Consider the following 19,734-nt stretch of genomic DNA (forward strand, 5'->3'; position numbering starts at 1 on the left):
TGGCTACTATGCGCCTACCCATTTCGTCCCCGCGGTCTAGGCAGGTGCTGTCATCACTCAGGAGCAGAGACCGCTGACAGACGGTTTCGAAGAAGCGTGGTCGCTCGCCGAACCCGTCAAGGGCTGGATGACGCGAGATCAGGGCCTGGCCCTGTGGAACGCGGCGTGCCGCCTGGACAAAGACGATCTGATCGTCGAAATCGGCAGTCACCAGGGCCGTTCGACGATCGTGCTCGCCACCGCGGCCCGCACGGTCGGCGCGCGGGTGGTCGCCGTCGATCCCTTCGTCGACGGACGGCTCTTCGGCGGATCACCTACACGCCAACGGTTCGAGGCGAATCTCCGCAAGGCGGGTGTCGAAGACGTCGTGGAACTCGTGGCGGAGTACAGCACGGAACTCCGGCCACGCTGGGACAGGCCGATCCAGTTGCTCTACATCGACGGCAAACACGACTACTGGACCTACACCGACGACCTGCGCTGGTCGACGAACTTGGCGGCCGGTGGGGAAATCCTGGTCCACGACTGCTTTTCCTCGATCGGTGTCACCCTGGGCACGATCGCGAAGGTCCTCTTCGGACGGCGGTACACCTATCTCGACAGGGCCACTTCGATGGCGCGGTTCCGGCTCACCCCACCCTCGACCAGGGATCGCCTGCGCGTGGTCGCCCAGATGCCGTGGTTCCTGCGCAACGTCGGGATCAAGATCCTGCTGCGCCTGCGGTTGGGTCCCGTCGCGAAGGTCTTCGGCCACGACAGCCCGTACGACCCTTACTGAGTCAGCGGCCTGCCGACGTCGACCTTCGCGACACAGACGGGAGCGCCCTTGGCGGACAACTGGAAACCGACCTTGTCGAACAGTCCCTCGATCGGCAGGTACATCGTGTGCAGACCGGGCTGGAACCAGACCGGCACGCGCACTCCGTCGCGGTCCACGACGCCTTCGCCGCCGTCCCCGGTGAAGTAGTCGATCCGCAGCAGGTACCGCCCGAGAACAGGCGTGTCCAAAGGAACGCGCACCAGTTGCTCGCCGACGGTGTACCCGCAGCCCGCCACCGGACCGGGCAGCCCGCGGGCGACCGATTCCACCCCGGTGATGGTCTTCGCGGTGCCCGAAGCGTCCAAAAGGGACATCCGGCTGGTCGGCTGGTCGAACAGGACTCCCGGGATCAGGCCCACCACCCGTGAGGTGCGGGCGTTCTCGCCGAACCAGTCGTGCAGGATGTCACCCGGCACCGTCGTGTCGTACAGGACGAGATCGCGATCCCGTTCCATCGAGGCACGCGCGTTGGCGAGGAATTCCCGGGAATGCTCGAACCGCAAACCCGGTGCGAGCCGCGTGAACCCGACGGCCGAACTCGCGATCAGCGCCAGGCTCAGCACCAGGGCCAGCGGACGTTTCGCCGTGGACGGCTCAGGATCCGGTGCACGGTCGAAGGGTTTGGGCTCCAGGAAGGCGAAAGCCACGCACAGCGCGACGACGAGCGCCAGATCGGCGACATAGCGCGGATCGCTGCCCAGCTCCGGGCCGACCTCGGTGAGCCGGGTCGCCGCGGAAAGCCCGATGTCCGCCACGAACACGACACCGAGCAGGAGCCACGCCTTCCGCGCCCGGAGTCCGCCGACGCGGACCCCGGCGACCAGGATCAGGACCGCCGCGAGCAGGAGCAGAATCCTGACCACCACCGGGGAAGGGGCGAAGGTCGCGCCGGGCCCCGGGCCCGACCAAGGCCCGCCCGCCATCCCGGGGACCAGCGTGTCGCCGATCATCCGGCCGGTCATGTCCGCGACCGTGCCGACGGTGACCGGTCCCCCGCCCTGCCCGACCTGGCTGGTGGTCGACGCGAGGAAGACGGCGGCGTATCCGGCCAGCACCACCACGAAAACGCCCCAGAGCACGACCTGGCGTCGCAGGGAAACGCCGAGCAGCGCGGTGATCCCGGCGACCAGGAGCGGGATGAACACGGCCTTCTCGTAGAAAGCGAGGCCGAAGACCGTCCATGCCACGGTGGCGATCGCCCAGCGGCCGCCGTCGGCGAGATACCGCACATGGGCGTGCAGTGCGGCGGTGGTGGCCAGCAGCACGGGTGCGATCTGGATCGCGTAGGCCCACCACAGTGTCGGGACGAGCAGCAGCGTCGACGTCGTGAACATCGTGAACGGGACGAGGATCCCCCAGCGGCGACCGAAACAGCGCACCAGGATCGCCCACAGGAGCATCGACGACACCGCCTGCATGAGCAGAACCGGCGCCATCAGCACGGCGAAGTTCAACGGCGCCCACGCCGTCAGCAGGTCGGCGAGCAGGAACCCGCCCGGTGCCAGATGTCCGTGGTAGTCCTGGAAGAAGTAGCCGAAGTCGAACGGCCCCGCCTTCGCGGCGTGGTAGGTGATGACGAAGTCGTCCTGCGCGAGACTGCCGCGCAACGCCGCCCACACGTGGAGCGCGAACGGGACCACACCGGCGGCGAACGCGGCGAAAACGATCGCCGACGGTCTCCACAGGCGAGTCTTCTCCCCCGATACCAGCACTTTTCGCCTCAATTCTTGCAGGTGGGCGGCTGGCACATGATCTTGCTCAGCGCCTGATAGAAGACGTCGGAGATCTTCCGCGGATCCGGGGTGGTGAACGAATCCCCTCCCGTGGCGGTGGAAACCTGCTTCAGCTCGGACGCGTCGATATCCGGTCCGATGCCGATCCCGATGACGGGCAACGGTTTCCGCGGGTCCTGGAGCTTGCCCAGTTCTTCCAGCAAACGCGGCAGGCCGATCGTGTCGCCGTCCTCGTTGCGGCCGTCGGTGAGCACGACGACCAGGTTGATGCGGCCGGGTTTCCAGTTCTGCCTGGCATTCTGGTACGCGGCGAGGATCGAGTCGTAAAGCCCTGTCGCCCCGCCGGGTTTCGGGCGCACGGCCTGGAGTTGCTCCACACCGCCGGAGGTCTTCTGCTCGGCGATCGTCCGCATCGGCAACAGGACCCGGTAGTCCTTGTCACCGTCCAATTTGGTCGAGAACAGCCACAGGCCCAGTTCCGTGGTCGGTTTGAACAGCCCGAGTCCTTGTGTGGCCGCCTGCAGGGTGAGTTCCATCCGGCTCTTCCCCGCGCCGGGTACGGCGGCGGCCATCGAGCCCGAGACGTCGAGCAGGACCTGGACCCGGGCGCTGAGATTCGCTCCTGCCCAGGCCTGCAGTGCGGCGTAGAGGTCCGCTGCGGGCGGGGGTCCGGACGGCTGCGGCGCCGGATCGGTCCGGCTGTCCTGTGCTCGCGGAACGGCGAACTGTCCGGTGGGCGCCCGGAAACCCGCGTCGGCGAAGGTCGCGCCGGCGAGAGGATCGAGCAGCAGCCGCAGAAAACGTTCCGCCGCACCCCGCGAAGCCTCGGACGCCTTGGGCAGCACGACATACGGATAGTCGAAGCCCTGCACCGGGACTCCCAGGTACGCCGCCACCAGATTCCTCGCGAGCACGGCTTGTTCGGTCGCCGGGAAGGCGGCCGGGAACCGGCCCTGCGTCTGCTCCGGCACGGAGAGCTTGCGGATGGCGGCGGTGAAGGCCGCGCCCGGATCGGGTGCCTTCTCGGTCAGCTTCCGCAGGCCGAGCAAGGTGGCGATACCCAGCGGATCACGAGCCGGATCCGGCATCCCGACCGGCGCCCCGTCGAGGACCTCCTGCCAGGCGAGGCCCCTGCCCGGCCAGCCGAACCGCCGCGCGCTTTCGTCGGGAAGTCCCAGCACCACCGGGGAACTCGCCACCGATTGACCGGACTCCGGCAGGTTCCACGCCCCGGAGTCCCTGGCCTGCAACAACATCGTGCTCGACTCGGGAACCCAGACGTCGGGCCCCGAGGAGGTGGTGGTGCCGAGCGCGTCCGCCGTCTTCGCCGATTCGCTCGCGGTCACGTCGACGCTGAAGCATTCCTCCTGCGGCACGGTCGCCGCGAGCCGCGTGAGCACCGGCGCGATGTCGGGTGCGGCGGTGATCTCGACCGGGGTCAGGGCGTCACAACCGTTGCCCGCCAACCGGGCACGCAGATAGTCGACGCCCCACCAGGCGCCGAGCGCGATCACCAGCAACAGGCTCAAGACGACGACGGGCGCGTGGGAACGCCGTCCACGCCTCGGGCCTACCTGCATGTGCATGCCTCCGAGGTGCGGTGCGGGACCTGGGATGTTGCCCAATACGCCCGCGCACGTCAACCCTCCGGTAACTTACGCCCGCCCCGGTGCGGCAGATGGCCTAACCGAAGTAGCGGCCGGTCCCGATGTCGGCGCCGACGGACTGCCACCAGCCGGCGTCGCCCGTGGTGTCGATCCCGTCGGCGATCACCGTCGCACCGGCACTCTTCACGGTGTCGATGAGACTCCGCAACGAGCGCTCGGCCAGCGGTTCCGTCCGGCGTTCGGCCAGGCGCGGCGAGATCCGGACCGTCCGCACCGGCACGTCCACGAGACAGAGGACGTCCCCGGCCGCGCCGAAGTCCTGGAGTTCCGCGTCGACCCCGATCTCGGCGAGCAGGTTCAGGTTGTCGACGGTCTCACCGAGGTCGCCGAGCACGGCACCGGCCGGGAAGCCCAGCCTCAGCCGCGACGGTCCCAACCCGGTCTCCGTGAGCACGCGCCGCATCGTCCCGACGAGATCCGGGTCCGCGGCCTGGTGCGGTGTCAGTCCGACGACCATCGGGAGCCTGTCGTCCGCCTCCTGGCAAGCGGTGCGGATGAGCCATTCACCGAGCGGGACGATGAGACCGGTCTCGTCGGCGAAGCGGACGCAGGTGTCGTGACCGATCCGGCCGTGACGGGGATGGTTCCATGCGAGCCTGGCCTCGATCCCCGCCGGCGTGCTGTTCGCCAGCCACGTCAGCGGCCGGAACACGACCTCGATCTCACCGATCTCCCAGGCGCTGGCCATTGAGACGGCCAGGCCGAACTCGTGCCGTTCCCTGGTATCGAGCGCGGAATCGGACATCGCCCACTGCCGGTAGCCGTTGGCCTGCGCCCGGCGCAGCGTCATGCCGGAGACGCGCAGCAGCTCGGTCGGCGCGATGTCCCTCGGCGGCCGGTGCACGACCCCGATGCACGCGGAGACCGCGACACCGCTCCCGCCCTCGAGGTAGACCGGCTCGGACAGTTCCTGGTTGATCATGCCGATGACGGTCGCCACGTCGGGACTGGCGGCGGTGTTCTGGAGGAGGATGCCGAACTCGTCGCCGCCGATCCGCGCGACGATCGCCTCTTCGCCGCCCACCACGGCTCGCAGCTTCGCGGCGACGTTCTTCAACAGGTCGTCGCTCGGTTTCTGGCCGAGCCCGCCCGCGATCAGGGAGAACCCGTCGAGGTCGAGGTGATAGACCGTGACGCCGAAAGCGGGGTCGGCGTGCCGCAGCGCCCGCTCCAGACGAGTACTGAAGAACTGCCGGTTCGGCAGGCCCGTCAGTGGATCGTGCAGGGCCTGGCGGCTCAGTTGCCGCTGGAGCAGGGAGACGTCGGTGTCGCCCTCGACCAGGGTGATCAGCTGCTGCGGCTCGCCCGCCGGGTCGCGGATGACGGCGCCGGTGAACGCGGCCCACATCGTGTCGCCCTCTTCGCCGACGAGTCTTCGTGACAGTTCGAGTCGCTGGCTCTCGCCTTCGAGCAGCTTCCGGTAACCCTCGCGCAGGCCGTCGGCGTCTTCGACGTGGAGCAGGTCGTAGAGATTGAGACCGATCACGTCGGCGACCGGCCGGTTCAAGAGGTCGGCCAGTGCCGGGTTCACCCGCTGGACGCGACCGTCGACCCTGGTGACGGCGACCCCGGTCGACGAACCGGAGAACAGCTGCTCGAACCGTGCCTGCGTGAGCACCAGCTCACGCCGGGTCTCGCGTTCGAGGGTGACCAGTGTGCGGCTCAGATCCTCCTGCTGCCGCTGGATGCTCTCCCGCAGGGCCTCGCCGTAGCCGGCCGCGAGCGCGCCGAGCACCTGGAGCACCCGTTCGGGAAGCGACCTCACGCTCCGCAATTCCGGCTCGTGCAAAAGCCCCTTGCCCAGTACCTCCATCGTGCGACGCAGGCTGTCCGGCCCGACACACCTGAGCGCGACGAGCCGCGCGCCTGCCTCGGTGGCCTGCGCGGGCTCGGCTTCGTCGCTCAGCACCGCCGCGAACACCTGGTCCAGGAGAGCCGTGAAATGCTCTTCGATCTGGGCGTGGGTGTACGGAAGATAGACCGCGCTCGTGACCAGGTAGGCCCACTTGCGGGCAAGTGTCGCCCGCGTCGGCGCGGAATTCTTCCTCTTGGGCGAAGCGGAGGACGCGGTTATCTTGGGCGCGTTCGGGGACGCGGGGTACTCGTCGCCGTCCGGAAATGGGGCAGTCACGTCTGCCGGTCCTGGGGTCGTTTTCGTATTCCGTGGTGGAGGAACATCCTCCACGATTCTCTGGCCATACTCACGGTTTATCCGTCACCCAATCGGGTGGTAACCCTACGGTACTGCAACACCGACCTTTTCCCGAAGCCAAGCGCGGGTGGCATCCCGATACGCGGCCGCGTTGCGATGTAACGCCAGCGAATGTCCGGCACCGGGCAGAACATACGTGGAAAGCTCGGCTTCGGGCCGGTAGTACGGCGCTTCCGACGGCCGCAGGGTCTGCCCGCTCGAGCAGTCCCGAAGGGCGAAGAGACCGCAGAACAGGATGTCCTTCTCACCGACCGCCTGGAAAACCGGCACCCGGATCCCCTTGGTCGCGGGCAGGACGATGCCGAACACGGCGACGGTTCCCATTCCCGGTACCGAAACCTGGTCCTTGGTCGCCTCATCCGCTTCGATGACCCGCGGGTCGGCATTTTCCGTCGCGTAGAACAGTCCGGCACGCGCTCCCGGTTTCGTCGTGAAATACAACGGATCGCTGCCGAGGGAACCGAGCCGGTCGTCCGCGAATGCGGGCTGCAGCCCGAAAAGGACGCCGAGCGTCAAGGCCGGGACCGAGGGCAGATGCGTCATGCCGGTGAGGATCACGCCGTCGACGTCGTGATACGTCGACGCCTCGGCCGCCACGATGCCCGAGCCGACCGAATGTCCGACGATGACGACCTTCTCGAACGGCACGCCACCGACGCGGCCGGCGCGCAGGTGTCCGACCACCTCGTGCATCGAGCGCGCGAGCACCGGCAGCAGGAGCGGCAGGCTGAGCGGTTTACTGCTTCCGCCCGAGCCGAGCTGGTCCGCGGCGAAGGTCGCGTAGCCGTTCTTGGCCATGTCGCGCTGGTACGAATAGCGATCCGGGTCGTACGGCAGGTCCCAGTAGGCGCTGTTGTAGGTGCCTCCGTGCACCAGCAACTGGACCGCCTTGGGCGCCGGGCCCTCGGGCAGGCAGAACCGGCCGTGCACGGTGGCCTGCTCGCCGAGCGGACCGGTGACCGGCAGATCCGTGTCGGAACAGCGGACGTCGACGGCCTCGGCGGGCGCGGCTACCAGGAATCCACCGAGGAGTACGCAGCAGGCGGCCATCGCCGTGGCCAGTTTGAGCGGCATTCGCACAGAACCCTCTCCGGAATCGGAACGCTCGGAAGGAGGATGAACCCTACACCCGGTAATCGAACGCGCACCGTCAGCCCGGATTTCGCCGCACCACGGTCATCGGCAACCGGTTCGGCTGCATCGTCGCTTTGATCTTGGGGAAGACCTTCACCCCTGGTAGCGGCTCCAGCCGCCACTTCGCGCCGATCGTCGCCGCCACCAAGGCGATCTCCGTCGGCGCGAACTGATGGCCCGGACACAGCCGGGCCCCCGCGCCGAACGGGATGAACGCGCCCTTCGGCACCGCGGCGGCTCGCTCGGGCTCCCAGCGATCGGGGTCGAATCGCTCGGGATCGGGGAACCAGCGGGCATCCCGGTGCAGCGTGTGCTGGCTGACCGCGACCTCGGTACCGGCGGGAATGCGCACGCCCCCGAGTTCGACGTCCTCCCGCGCGCGCCGCATCAGGATCACCGGCGGCGTGCGGCGGACGACCTCGTTGATGATCCGTTGCGTGTAGACCAGGCGTGGCAAGTGTTCGAAGCGCGCGGGACCGCCCGCCAGCACGTCGTCGACCTCGGCGTGGAACCGGCGTTCGATCTCCGGATGCGCGCCGATCTCGTGAAAGAACCAGGCCAGCGCGACGGCGGTGGTCTCGGCGCCGGTGGTGAGGATCGTGATGACCTCGTCCTCCACCTGACGGTCGGTCATCTTCTCGCCGGTCTCGTCGTCCTTGGCCAGCAACAACATCGACAACAGGTCGCCGTGGTCGCCACCCTTCTCCCGCGCCTTCAGGACGGCGTCGCCGATGACCCGGCGCAGCCGCGCGGCCGCGGCGTCGAACTCGCGGTTCGCCGGGATCGGCAGCCGTTCCACGAACTTCGGCGAGAAGGCTCGCACCATCACGTACTTCAGCATGATCGGGATCGACCGCTGGATCTCCGACAGCGCGTCGTCGCCGAGTTCGGTGGAGAACAGCGTGCGCCCGGAGATGGTCAGCGCGAGATCCTGCATCCGCCGGTCGAAGTCCACCACCTCGCCCGGTTTCCACGAGTCGGCAAGGTCTACAGCGAGCTTCGTCATCGTCGTCTCGGCGTAGAGCGCGATGCGGCTTCGCTGGAACGCGGGCAACATCATCCGCCGTTGCCGCTGGTTGAAGGCACCGTTCGAAGTCGCGAGGCCGTCACCGAACAGCGGCCGCATTTTGTCGAACACGATGCCTTTGTCGAATTTTCCCGCGTCGGCGGCGAGCAGCCGCCAGGCCAGTTCCGGCGTGGTGACCAGGTAGACCGGCATCGGGCCGAAGTCCAGCCGGACGACGTCACCGCTCGAACCCAGTGAGGACAGCAGTTTCAGCGGGTCACGGAGCATCGGGACGGTATGCCCCAGCAGGGGCCAGCGACCGGGTGCGACGGGGACGTCCGGACGTGGTGCCATCGTGCTCGTCTCCCGTGCCTAGGCGTTGAACCCGGCCACCTTAGGGCCGCAGGAGGGTGGACGGGGTTCCGCCGCCGCACATCCACACGATCGGACGATGGCGACGCGCTCCCGGATGCCCGATAGACTCCTGTGCCCCAACGGATTCCCAACGGAACGGCGGCGACGACGGTGACTTCGAACCTGAGCTGGGTCCCCCCAGAGGTCGACACGAACGTGCCGAATCCCGCGCGGGTCTACGACTACTGGCTCGACGGCGACCACAACTTCCAGGCCGACCGCGACCTGGGCGACCAGGTCCTGAAGATCATGCCCGGGGTCCGCGACGCGGCACGCCTCAACCGCGCGTTCCTGCGCCGTGCCGCGCTGCACATGGTCGAAGCGGGCGTGCGGCAGTTCCTCGACATCGGCTCCGGCATCCCGACCGTCGGCAACCTGCACGAGATCGTCCAGCAGATCGACCCGGAGTGCCGGGTCGTCTACGTCGACCGCGAATCGGTCGCCGTGGCACACGCGAAACTGCTGCTGCGCGACAACGACCGGTGCGCGGCGCTGCAGGCGGACCTGCGAGACGTCAACGACATCCTCAACGCGCCGGAGGCCAAGGAACTGCTCGACCTCGACCAGCCGGTCGGCGTGTTCATGTTGCTGCTCCTGCATTTCGTGCCGGACTCCTGGGATCCGCACACGATCCTGGCCCGCTACCGCGACCGGATCGCCCCTGGCAGCTTCCTCGCTCTCTCGCACGTCGCCGCCGACGCGGACTCGCAGGGGCTCGACGAGGCCATCGAGGCGTACAAGGGCACGCAGAACGACCCGATCCCCCGGACCCACGACCAGGTGCTGTCGTTCTTCGACGGTTTCGACGTCATCGAGCCCGGCGTCGTCGGCTGCGCGATGTGGAACCCCCAGGGCGCCGGCGACATGTCGGACAACCCGGAGATCAACTCGCTCCCGTACGCCGGGGTGGGCCGCAAACCCTGAGCGCCTGGTCACCGTGGTCGTGAGTGGCGATTCGGGTTAGAACCCGAATCGCCACTCACGACCACGTCAGGGCAGGACGTCGGTCACGGTGTCCTTGATGACCTGCCACTTACCGTGCTCGCGCACCAGCGTCAGGCTGATCGTGTAGTGCCGGTTGATGTTCTGCGACGGCACCTTGTAGTAGGCGTCGAGGATCGCGAAACCCATCGCGCAGTTCTCGACGACGGTGTGGGTGACCGTCCACGGCATGCTCCACTCGTACGGGAGGGTGAACTGTTCCTTGACCACCGGTTCCACGTTGGCGTCGTAGCCGATGTACAGGTTGCCCTTGCGTCCGACGGTCACCATGTTCTGGTGGATGATCGCCCGGTAACGGGCTTCGTCGCGTTTGTTGTAGCTGTCCATGTCCTCCCAGACGGCGCGGTCGAACGCGCGCTGACAGGACTGTCGCTCGCTCTCGGCCTGCTGTTCGCCGGCGGTCGCCGCGGCGGGCACGCCGATTCCCGCCGCCGCCACGACCAGTCCGGCCGACGCCGCGTAATACCGCTTGCGCATAGGGTTCTCCTCATCACGTCCGGTACTTCGTCCACCTGCAGGTTCGTCCGGCCGCGCATCACAGCTGCATCACTTCCACACCGGCCCCGGTGCACGGCCGGTTAACCTCGCGGGAGGGGGTGCGATGGAGTTCCGGATCTTGGGGCCGGTGCAGTGCCGGAGCGGCGCACGGCCGCTGAAGCTGGCGGGTCCGCGTCAGGAGCGGATCCTGGCCGCCCTGCTGCTCGGCGCGGGCCGCGTGGTGTCCGTTTCGCGGCTGGTGGACGTCGTCTGGGACGAGGATCCGCCCGCCACGGCCACCCGGCAGATCCGCAACCTCACCACGGCGCTGAAGCGAACGCTGGTCGCCGACGGCGCCACCGAAGACGTCCTGACCGCCGAAGGCCCCGGCTTCGTCCTGCGGCCACGTTCCTTCGACGTGCGCACCTTCGAGGAGCACGTCTCGCGCGGCGAGTTCCGCGAGGCGCTCGCGTGCTGGCGCGGCCCAGCACTGTCCGGTATGGACAGTGCCGTCCTGCGCGGCGAGGCGGACGAACTCGACGAGCGACGTCTGTCCGTTGTGGAGCGTTGTCTCGACGAGGAGATCACCGCCGGAGAGGACGCCGTCGCGGAGCTGACGGCCCTGGTCGCCGAACATCCGTTCCGGGAGGCGTTCGTCGTCCTGCTCATGCGGGCACTGCACCAGCAGGGCAGGCAGGCCGACGCGCTGAGCGCCTACCGTCAGGCACAGACGCGGCTGGCGGACGAACTCGGCATCGACCCCGGCCCCAAACTTCGCGAACTCTACGAACGAATCCTGCGCGACGAACCGGAGTACGGCAAGATCCGCTGCTTCCTTCCTTACGACGTCCCGGATTTCACCGGACGCGAGGGCGAGATCAGGCGGCTTCTCGACTCGGTCCGGCTCGGCCGCCCGGTGGTCGTCGACGGGATGGCCGGTGTCGGCAAGACGTCGCTCGCCGTCCACGCCGCGCACCGCCTAGCCGCCGATTTCCCCGACGGACAGCTGTTCGTGGACCTGCACGGCCACTCCCCCGCCCGCGATCCGCTCGCACCCGAGGCCGCTCTCGAAGCGCTGCTCGGGCAGCTGGACATCCCGGCGAGCCGCCTGCCGGGCGGCGCCGACCGGCGGGCCGAACTGTGGCGGTCGAGGACAGCGGGCCGGTCGCTTCTCGTGGTGCTCGACAACGCGGCGAGCGCCGAGCAGTTACGACCGCTCCTGCCCGGTTCCGCGACGGTCGCGCTCGTGGTCACCGGCAGGCGCCGTCTGGCCGCCGTCGACGGCGCCGCCGCGATCAGCCTCGAAGTGCTGCCGGACGAACAGGCGGGCGCACTCTTCGCCGCCGCGGCGGGACGTCCCGACTCCGGGGTCGCCGCGCTGTGCGGAAACCTGCCGCTGGCGATCCGGATCGCCGCCGCCCGGTTACAGAATCGTCCACAGTGGACCGTGCGGAACCTGGCCGAGCGACTGGGTTCCGAACACGACAGGCTGGCCGAGCTGAAGGTCGCCGGACGCGATGTGGCCGCGGCGTTCGCACTGTCCTATCAGGAACTGGACCTCGCACAGCAGCGCATGTTCCGGTTGCTCGGGCGGAATCCGGGCGTCGACATCGCCGTTCCCGCCGCCGCCACGCTCGCCGGGACGAGCGAGTCCGAAGCCGAACGGCTGCTGGAAGACCTGCTCGACGCCCACCTGCTGCGGCAGCCGGCCCTGGGCCGGTACTCCTTCCACGACCTGATCGCGGAACACGCCCGCAACGCCGCACGCGACGACGAAGCGGCTCCGGCGCTCGGCAGGCTGCTCGACCATTACCGCGACGGTGGCGGTGACGGCTGGTACGCGACCGAACGGGCCAACCTGGTCGCGGTGACCCGTCACGCCCTCGACACCGGGCAGGACGCCCACGCCTGGCGGATCGCCGAGAGCACCGCCGAGCACCTCCGGGAAAGCGGTCACCTCGACGAACTGCTCACGATCGCCCAGGCGGGTGTCGTCGCCGCCGAGCGGATCGGCGATCCGCACGCGATCCAGCTCAGCCTCGCGAGCCTCGCCCTGGGGTTCTGGGAGAACGGGCGGCTCACCGAGGGCATGGACTGCGCGCTGCGGCGGCTCGACGTGATCCGCGAATCGGGTGACCGTGCCGCCGAGGCCATCGCGCTGTCCAGGGTGGGCGCTCTGCACAGCATGCTCGGTCGCTACCCCGAGGCCATCCGGTTCTATCGCGACGGCCTCGCCGCCGTGGGCCGGGCCGTCGACCTCGAGGCCGCGGCGACGCTCTGGACCAATCTCAGCAACGCGCAGGAGATCCTCGGCCGGCTGGACGAAGCGCTGGACTCGGCGCGACGGTCGGTGGCGCTGCGCGAAAATCCCCGCGGCACGGTCCTGAGTTCGGCCCAGCTCGGCCTGATCCTCGCCCGGCACGGCCGGTTCGACGAGGCGTTCGAGGTCACCGAACGCGCGATCCGGTCCGCACAGGACCTCGGGTATCTGTTCGGCGAGGCGTGGAGCCGGATCGACCACGCCGACGCCCTGCTGCTCGCCCACCGGCCCCGTGACGCGCGAGAGCACGCCGAACTCGCGTGCGCGATCCTCGCCCGGCTCAACCATCCGCTGCTGCTGACCATGGCGGCCAACAGCGTGGGCACCGCCTGCCTCGCGCTCGGCGAGGCGTCGGCGGGCCTGGCGCGGCACCGCCTCGCGCTGGAGACGGCCAGGCGGATCGGCTACCGGCTGCAGGAGGCCCGCGCGCTCGCCGGGATCGGCCAGGCCCGCGCCGCGCTGGGTGACGACGCCGACGCCGATCTCCGGGCCGCAGGTGACCTCTACGCCACGTTGGGCCTGCCCGCCGAACCGCTGAAGGTCGTCACCTGAGGAATTCGGTGAGCAGGCCGCGCAGCACGTCGGGCTGGTGCAGGACGCCGTGGTCCTGTCCCTCGACGGTGACGTACCGGGCGCCGGGAACCGTTTCGGCGACAGCGCGAGCGCCGGCTCGCATCCAGGCGTCGCTCTCGCCGCCGTCCAGGACCAGCGTCGGTGCGGTGATCTTGGCCAGTCTGCCCGCAGGCAGCACGCTGCCGGGGCCGCAGAGCGCGAGGTCGTAGGGCAGCGTGTGGGCGAGCCCGGTGAACCACGCCCAGAACGGGTCGTCCCGCATCCCCTTGACGACCTCGGCCGGGGTGGCCGCCGCTTCGACCAGGAACAGTTCCGCCGCGTCGTCCCGGTTGCCGTCGGCGATCAGCGCCCGGACGCGGTCGAAGATGTCGGCGGCGGGCTTCGGGCGGCTGTCGTCGACGACGTACGGCGGTTCGTACACCGCGAGGCTGGTCATGGCGACGCCCCTGGCGGCGGCCTCCAGCGCGAGCACCGCCCCTGACGAATGTCCGAAGACCGCGGCCGAGCCGCCCACGTGGTCGATCAGCGCGGCGAGGTCCTCGACCTCACGTTCCACCGAGTAGACCGCGCCCGGACCGCTGTCGCCCCGGCCGCGCCGGTCGTAGGCGATCGCGGTGAAATCCGGGGACAGCGTCGCGGCGAGGCCGGCGACGGTCGTCCGGTCGTTGAACGCGCCGCCGACCAGGATCACCGGTATGCCGTCACCGGTGCGGTCGAAGGCGATCGGGGTGCCGTCGGCCGAGGTCACGGTCTCGAACGAGGTGGTCATCGGGTCCTCCACAGGGTCCATTCGACTCTAGCTACGTCCCTGGGTCGGAGCCGATGACCACCGCTCGACATCACAGCCGGAGTCCGCCGAAAAATTCCCGGAGTTCGTTCACCACGTCGTCCGGGACGGCCATCGCGACCATATGGCTGGGGCTCTCGTGGTCGGCCCAGCGCACGAGGTCGTTCTTGCGCGACGCGATCCTGCGCAGCACGGACGGCCCACCATGCGATACGCCGGTCGGCACCACGGTCTGGTCGATCGGCATCGCGGCCTGGCCCTCGTAGTACGGCCACAACGAGGTCGCGCCGGTCGCGGTCAGCCAGTACAGCGTCGCGTTCGTGAGCAGCAGGTCGCGGTCGATCGGCTCGGCGGGCGCCGCGCCTTCGGGCCAGCCGTCGAACTCCTTGAACCGCTCGACCAGGTAAGCCAGTTGCGCGACCGGTGAATCGAGGAAACCGAAGCTCAACGTCTGCGGCCTGTTCGTCAGGTACGGCGCGTACCCGCTGCCGCCCGCGAAGCGCTCCATCAGCCCCGCCAGATCGGCCTGGTCCTGTTCGGTGAGTCCTTCGAAGTCGGCCGGATCCCCCATCGGGACCCCGAGTCCGGACGTGATGTGCGAGCCGATGACGTGGTCGGGCGCATGCACCGCCAGCCGCGGGGTCACCAGCGCGCCGGCGTCGTTCCCGTGCGCGCCATAGCGTTCGTAGCCGAGACGGCTCATCAGCTCGGCCCAGGTCCGCGCCACCCTCTCGATGTCCCACGGCCGCTCGTCGGCGGGCTCGGGGAACGGCGAGAACCCGAACCCGGGCAGCGACGGCGCGACCACATGGAAGGCCAGAGAAGGGTCGAGACCGTGCGCTCGCGGGTCGGTCAGCGGGCCGACGACGTTCAGGAATTCCGCGATCGAGTTCGGCCAGCTATGCGTCAGGATCAGCGGGATCGCGTCCGGTTCCGGCGAGCGGACGTGCAGGAAGTGGACACGCTGGCCGTCGATCTCGGTGATGTACTGCGGAAACTCGTTGAGCCGCTTCTCCCACGAACGCCAGTCGTAGCCTTCGCGCCAGTACTCGGCCAGGTCCTTGAGGTAGCCGACCGGCACGCCCCGGCTCCACTCGGCACCGGGTAGCGCCGACGGCCAGCGGGTGCGGGCCAGCCTGTCGGTCAGGTCGTCCAAGTCGGACTGCGGGATGTCGATGCGGAACTGCTCGATGTCGGTCATAGGGCGACCGTAGGGGCCATTCAGGACAGATCATGGCCTAAATGGCCCCGCGGTCTCGTCGGCAGCGTGGACGGGGGTCGTGAGTGATAAGTGTCGTTCTATTGAGGGGTGAGGCAAAGGTGTCGGGTGCCGAGTCCGTGAAGGCCTCCTTGAGGGACTCTGGGTCCCTCAAGGAGGCCTTCACGGACCGGTGATCAGCGGAGCGAAGGGGACTTTCCGCTCGTACAGTGAGGGGAAAGTCCCCTTCGACGCGGGTCTGCGGTCCTCGTGGGCGGCAGAGCCCCGGGTGTTGCGAAAGCCACTTCCACAACCTTCAACGTTGCGAAAGTGGCTTTCGCAACACCCGAGGCCGGCGTGCGGGCGACCGACAGAACACGCCACCTCTGCCTTTCTGCTCAATAACCCTCCTTATCACTCACGACCCCCATCCAGAACGGTGCGAATAGCTCACAACGGTCGCCGACGTCACGAAGAACGTCCTTTGTGGACAGCAAGGGAGCGCCGGTGCTCACTGACGAGTCCGCTGCGTCGCCGATCCCTACATGCCACATCCGCCCTACTCCTCGACCGAACTCGATCGCCTCACGACGACCGCGGTTTTCAGCGGCCGAGCGAGACCACCTGAGTAGCGCCGAAGGTGCCCTTCACCGGCACCTCGACGGTCTTGCGCCGCACCGTCACCCGGATGACGCCCTGCTTCTGCGTCGGATCCGAAACAGCCAGCTGCCAGCCGTTCTTCGTCCGGCCCAGCGCCACGGAGGCCGGCCCGGACACCGAAACCTCGTCGATCGAGCCCGCCTCGAAGAAGTTCGCTAGCAGGGTCGCGTCCCACAGCCGGATGGCCTGCACGGCCGCGGTATTGGCCCGGATCCGCCAGGCCATCGCCGACGCGACCGTCTGCAGCACCGACGCCGTGGGCAGGACGGCGTACGCGTAGCTCGCGCCCGACGGTTTGACACCGTGCTCGATCACGAGCTTCTGGTAGCGCCGCGTGTAGGGAACCGTGGTGCCCTTGGTGTTGGCGCCCTTGTCGACGTCGCGCCAGGTCCCCGTCCGGTCCTCGCGCAGCGCGGTCACCTCCGCGGCGTCCAGCAGGATGTACCCGCCGACCTTCTCCAGGTGCAGCCATCGCTTGCGCCGCAACGTCTCCGAGCCGCCGACCAGGCGGCCGTCGGCCAGCAGGACACCGGAGCCGTTCTCCCCGAGGTTGCGGTTCTCGATCGTGGTGCGGACCCGCTCGCCCGACGCGTCGGTGATCCCGGCGCCGAGGCAGACCACGCCCGACGGCGTGAAGAACCAGGATTTCTTCGCGGTCAGCGTGCCGTCCTGTGAGACGAAGTCGAGGGCGTGCGCGCCGTGCCTCGCGTCCCAGCGGACGCCGCCGCTGTGATCCTTGCCGGTCAGCGGAACCTGTTCCAGCGTCGGGGTCGGCCCGGTCTTGGCGGTGGTACCCGGCAGCAGCGTCGGATCGACCGTCGGCCAGTAGGCGTCGGTGAAGTGACCCTTGGCCTTGGGCAGGAACAGGTACAGCGAACCGTCACCGGTGTACCAGCCGTGGAGGTTCATCGAGTTGACCGACTCGTACCGCGAGATCCGCGTCGAGGCGACGCCGAGCGAAGCCGACCAGCCTTCGGTGACGTGCACCATCCGGTCCTGCTGGCCGAACACACGGTGGGCCGCGACGGTCGGCGTCGGCCGGATCTCGGTCGCCAGCAACTCCTGCGCGAACTCGATCCCGGGGATACCGACGAGATCCGGCCCCGGCGCGAACCGTTCCGGATCGGGGATCTCGAGGTACGGCGCGAAAGTGTCCTCGGTGATCCACTTCGCGGCGAGCCCGCCGAGTTCTTCCTTGCGTTTCCCGCTCGCCGACCGGGCCAGCAGCACGACGGCGCCGGTGAGCTGATGTCCGATGTCGTGCGCGGATTCCCCCTGCCGGGAAAGGAACCGGCCGCGAACCGACTCCATCAAGGCGCCGGCGTAGACGAACGGCGCGAACGTGTCGGCGACCAGCGCATACGCCGCCTCGCGCACGTCGGCGGCCAGTTCGAACTCCGTGCCCTTGGTGACATGGATGGCGGACGCGACCGCGGTGAGCAGGATGATCCCGTAGTGCCCGGGATAGGGCACCGAATCATGCTGGATGAAGGAGCCGTCGGTGTGGAAACCGTCGCCCGCGGCGCGGTCGAGTTTGGCGATGACGCTCGCCGCTCCCCCGCCCTCGACGTCGGTGAACGCCCCGACACCACGTCGGATCCGTTCTGCGTCACCGAGCATCGCCCCGGACACGATGCAGATCGTCGACTTGTCCGCACGGTTCGCGCCGGTCTCGACGACGTTCGGATTGTTGGTACGGAGGTTCGGATTGCCGGAGAACTTCAGCACCGGCTTCAGGTACTTCGCGAGCTCGTCCTGGGTCAGTTCGTCCGCCACCGTCGCGAGGATGTGCAGCAGGTAGAGCGGGATACCGATCTCGTAGGTGTACCAGTTGCCGATCTCGGCGGTCTTCTCGCTGTACTGATCGCTGGTGTACAACAGTTCCAGCGCCGCCTTGATCCGGCCGAGCACCGCCGGGTCGGCCGACAGCACACTTCCGGGAGTGCCCCAGTTGACGGTGATCGCGCGCAGCCGGGCGTACATCGACGTCGTGAAGTCACTGCCCGGGCCCAGCGGAAGGTCCTTCCACAGTGGACCACCGCCGACCGTCATACTGTCGTTGTAGGCCTTCGCGACCCTGTCCAGATTCGCCAGCGCGGCGGCACGTTCCGCCGACGGCCGGCCGATCCCGGTCTGCAGTTCGCGGTAGCCGGTCACGATCGACGCCGTCCCCGCGGGAACCGACGAAACGGTCTGGGCGGACGAGGGGCTCGCGAGAGCGGTCGTGAGCGCGACCGAAGCGGCGGCCGCCGCGCCTCCACGCAGAGCGGTTCTCCGGTCGACATAACCGAATCCGGACATGACGGTGCCTCCCAAGGGGGTCGAAAGACGGCAACTAGGGGCGGCGGCGGTGGGTGGGGCCTCGTGAGTGATTTGGGTCGTTAGAACGACCCAAATCACTCACGAGGTTTCTAGCGTTTCCCGTCGGTCCTGCGGGGCAGGTCCCACGGGTTGTTCTCCTGCAACGGCTCCGGTAGCAGGGCGTCGGGGAAGCCTTGCCACGCGATCGGCCGCAGGAACCGCTCGATCGCGGCGGTGCCGACCGAAGTGCTCGTCGGCGCGGTGGTCGCCGGGTAAGGACCACCGTGTTCCTGTGCCCAGGTGACCGTGACGCCGGTCGGCCAGTCGTTCCACAGCAGACGGCCGGCGACGCGGGTCAGCGAGGGAAGCACGCCGCGAATCCAGTCCACATCGGACTCTTCACCTTGGATGGTCGCGGTGAGCCCGGGTTCCATCACGCCGAGCAGACTGATCAGTTCGGCCTGGTCGGTGTAGGTGACGATCAGCGACGCCGGGCCGAAGCACTCCTCGCGGACGGTGTCCGCGTCGGCCAGGAAGTCCTTGCCCGTGGTGGCGAGCAGGGTCGCACCGTGCGAGATCCCTTCCGCACCAACGGATTCAGAGACGACCTCGACGCCGGGGACGTCACGCAGTTTCGCCAGTCCGTCGGCGAATCCGGCCGCGATGCGCTCGTTGAGCATCGGCTGCGCCGGGATCGTCGAGACGGCCTCGCGCAGCACGTCTTCGAGCCCGTGGCCCTCCGGGAGGAACAGCAGACCCGGCTTCGTGCAGAACTGCCCGGCACCGAGGCTGAACGAGCCCGCGTAGCCCTTGGCGATCGCCTCGCCGCGGGCCTCGATCGCCGTCTGGGTCACGACCACCGGGTTGACGCTGCCGAGTTCGCCGTAGAACGGGATCGGCGACGGCCGTGAGGTCGCGATGTCGAACAGCGCGCGCCCGCCCGGGACCGACCCGGTGAACGACGCCGCCTGGATCCGCGGGTCCTTCAGCGCGGTGACGCCGTTCTGCTGGCCGTAGATGACCGCGAAGATCCCTTCCGGGGCACCGGCCCCGACCAGCGCCTCCCGCAGGACCTCGCCGGTGCGCGCGGACAGTTCGGGGTGCCCTGAGTGCGCCTTGAGCACGACCGGGCACCCGGCGGCGAGCGCAGAAGCCGTGTCGCCTCCCGCGACGCTGAACGCGAACGGGAAGTTGCTGGCGGCGAACACCAGCACCGGCCCGATCGGCGTCAGCAGACGGCGGATGTCCGGCCGCGGTCCCATCGGCCACGCGGCGTCCGCGTGGTCGACGGTGGCGCCGAGGAACGAGCCGTCGGCCAGCACTTCGCCGAACAGGCGCAACTGGAACGTCGTGCGCTTCAGTTCCCCCTGCAGCCGCGGCGCGGCCGGCAGGTGCGTCTCCTCGTTGGCCAACGCGATCAGCTCGTCGGC

Annotated in this window: 13 protein-coding genes; 3 read left to right on the forward strand and 10 right to left on the reverse strand. The window is 68.7% G+C overall.

The window, feature by feature from the left end; all coding sequences use genetic code 11:
* The first annotated feature begins 127 nt into the window (after positions 1–127).
* The gene (locus H5J31_RS24620; protein ID WP_236005365.1) at positions 128–778 is read left to right on the forward strand and encodes a class I SAM-dependent methyltransferase; all 651 of its coding nucleotides are present in this window, start codon (positions 128–130) and stop codon (positions 776–778) included.
* On the opposite strand, the gene H5J31_RS24625 is transcribed toward H5J31_RS24620, so the two are convergent.
* The 5 genes from H5J31_RS24625 to H5J31_RS24645 all read right to left on the reverse strand — a co-directional run bounded on the left by H5J31_RS24625 (position 772) and on the right by H5J31_RS24645 (position 8,926).
* Positions 772–2,532 carry a hypothetical protein gene (locus H5J31_RS24625; protein ID WP_328701597.1) on the reverse strand — a complete coding sequence of 587 codons (1,761 nt, stop codon included), beginning with the start codon at positions 2,530–2,532 and terminating at the stop codon, positions 772–774. The genes H5J31_RS24620 and H5J31_RS24625 overlap by 7 nt on opposite strands.
* A gap of 8 nt (positions 2,533–2,540) precedes the next feature.
* Entirely contained in the window at positions 2,541–4,139 is a 1,599-nt protein-coding gene (locus H5J31_RS24630; protein ID WP_236005366.1) for a substrate-binding and VWA domain-containing protein, read from the reverse strand.
* Positions 4,140–4,236: 97 nt separating this feature from the next.
* Positions 4,237–6,351, reverse strand: a complete 2,115-nt coding sequence (locus H5J31_RS24635; protein ID WP_181775006.1) for a putative bifunctional diguanylate cyclase/phosphodiesterase — start codon at positions 6,349–6,351, stop codon at positions 4,237–4,239.
* Between the two features lie 105 nt (positions 6,352–6,456).
* Positions 6,457–7,506: an alpha/beta hydrolase gene (locus H5J31_RS24640; protein WP_181775007.1), complete on the reverse strand. Its 1,050-nt coding sequence runs from the start codon at positions 7,504–7,506 to the stop codon at positions 6,457–6,459.
* A gap of 76 nt (positions 7,507–7,582) precedes the next feature.
* Positions 7,583–8,926: a cytochrome P450 gene (locus H5J31_RS24645; RefSeq protein ID WP_181775008.1), complete on the reverse strand. Its 1,344-nt coding sequence runs from the start codon at positions 8,924–8,926 to the stop codon at positions 7,583–7,585.
* Positions 8,927–9,097: 171 nt separating this feature from the next.
* Between H5J31_RS24645 and H5J31_RS24650 the strand changes: the two genes are divergently transcribed.
* Positions 9,098–9,910 carry an SAM-dependent methyltransferase gene (locus H5J31_RS24650; RefSeq protein ID WP_181775009.1) on the forward strand — a complete coding sequence of 271 codons (813 nt, stop codon included), beginning with the start codon at positions 9,098–9,100 and terminating at the stop codon, positions 9,908–9,910.
* 66 nt (positions 9,911–9,976) lie between these two features.
* Here H5J31_RS24650 and H5J31_RS24655 read toward each other — a convergent pair whose 3' ends face one another.
* Positions 9,977–10,465 carry a DUF4440 domain-containing protein gene (locus H5J31_RS24655; RefSeq protein WP_181775010.1) on the reverse strand — a complete coding sequence of 163 codons (489 nt, stop codon included), beginning with the start codon at positions 10,463–10,465 and terminating at the stop codon, positions 9,977–9,979.
* Positions 10,466–10,589: 124 nt separating this feature from the next.
* Between H5J31_RS24655 and H5J31_RS24660 the strand changes: the two genes are divergently transcribed.
* The gene (locus H5J31_RS24660; RefSeq protein ID WP_181775011.1) at positions 10,590–13,337 is read left to right on the forward strand and encodes an AfsR/SARP family transcriptional regulator; all 2,748 of its coding nucleotides are present in this window, start codon (positions 10,590–10,592) and stop codon (positions 13,335–13,337) included.
* Here the strand turns inward: H5J31_RS24660 and H5J31_RS24665 are convergent.
* From H5J31_RS24665 to H5J31_RS24680, 4 genes are all read right to left on the reverse strand, one after another.
* Positions 13,330–14,127 carry an alpha/beta fold hydrolase gene (locus H5J31_RS24665; protein WP_181775012.1) on the reverse strand — a complete coding sequence of 266 codons (798 nt, stop codon included), beginning with the start codon at positions 14,125–14,127 and terminating at the stop codon, positions 13,330–13,332. The genes H5J31_RS24660 and H5J31_RS24665 overlap by 8 nt on opposite strands.
* A 70-nt stretch (positions 14,128–14,197) precedes the next feature.
* Positions 14,198–15,346, reverse strand: coding sequence for an epoxide hydrolase family protein (locus tag H5J31_RS24670; RefSeq protein ID WP_181775013.1), 1,149 nt, complete (start codon positions 15,344–15,346; stop codon positions 14,198–14,200).
* A 600-nt stretch (positions 15,347–15,946) separates the two neighbouring features.
* Complete coding sequence (locus H5J31_RS24675; protein ID WP_181775014.1) at positions 15,947–18,304, reverse strand: polysaccharide lyase 8 family protein; 2,358 nt, start codon at positions 18,302–18,304, stop codon at positions 15,947–15,949.
* 110 nt (positions 18,305–18,414) lie between these two features.
* Positions 18,415–19,734 (reverse strand): aldehyde dehydrogenase (NADP(+)) (locus H5J31_RS24680; protein WP_181775015.1); only part of this gene is annotated, 1,320 nt, incomplete at its 5' end.

The organism is Amycolatopsis pittospori, from assembly GCF_013870525.1.
GTDB classification, from domain to species: domain Bacteria; phylum Actinomycetota; class Actinomycetes; order Mycobacteriales; family Pseudonocardiaceae; genus Amycolatopsis; species Amycolatopsis pittospori.

Coding starts and splice junctions, on each gene's coding strand:
- H5J31_RS24645 (WP_181775008.1), bottom strand. CDS start 8,926: ATGGCACCACGTCCGGACGTCCCCGTCGCACCCGGTCGCTGGCCCCTG.
- H5J31_RS24670 (WP_181775013.1), bottom strand. CDS start 15,346: ATGACCGACATCGAGCAGTTCCGCATCGACATCCCGCAGTCCGACTTG.
- H5J31_RS24675 (WP_181775014.1), bottom strand. CDS start 18,304: ATGTCCGGATTCGGTTATGTCGACCGGAGAACCGCTCTGCGTGGAGGC.
- H5J31_RS24665 (WP_181775012.1), bottom strand. CDS start 14,127: ATGACCACCTCGTTCGAGACCGTGACCTCGGCCGACGGCACCCCGATC.
- H5J31_RS24660 (WP_181775011.1), top strand. CDS start 10,590: ATGGAGTTCCGGATCTTGGGGCCGGTGCAGTGCCGGAGCGGCGCACGG.
- H5J31_RS24640 (WP_181775007.1), bottom strand. CDS start 7,506: ATGCCGCTCAAACTGGCCACGGCGATGGCCGCCTGCTGCGTACTCCTC.
- H5J31_RS24655 (WP_181775010.1), bottom strand. CDS start 10,465: ATGCGCAAGCGGTATTACGCGGCGTCGGCCGGACTGGTCGTGGCGGCG.
- H5J31_RS24620 (WP_236005365.1), top strand. CDS start 128: ATGACGCGAGATCAGGGCCTGGCCCTGTGGAACGCGGCGTGCCGCCTG.
- H5J31_RS24630 (WP_236005366.1), bottom strand. CDS start 4,139: ATGCACATGCAGGTAGGCCCGAGGCGTGGACGGCGTTCCCACGCGCCC.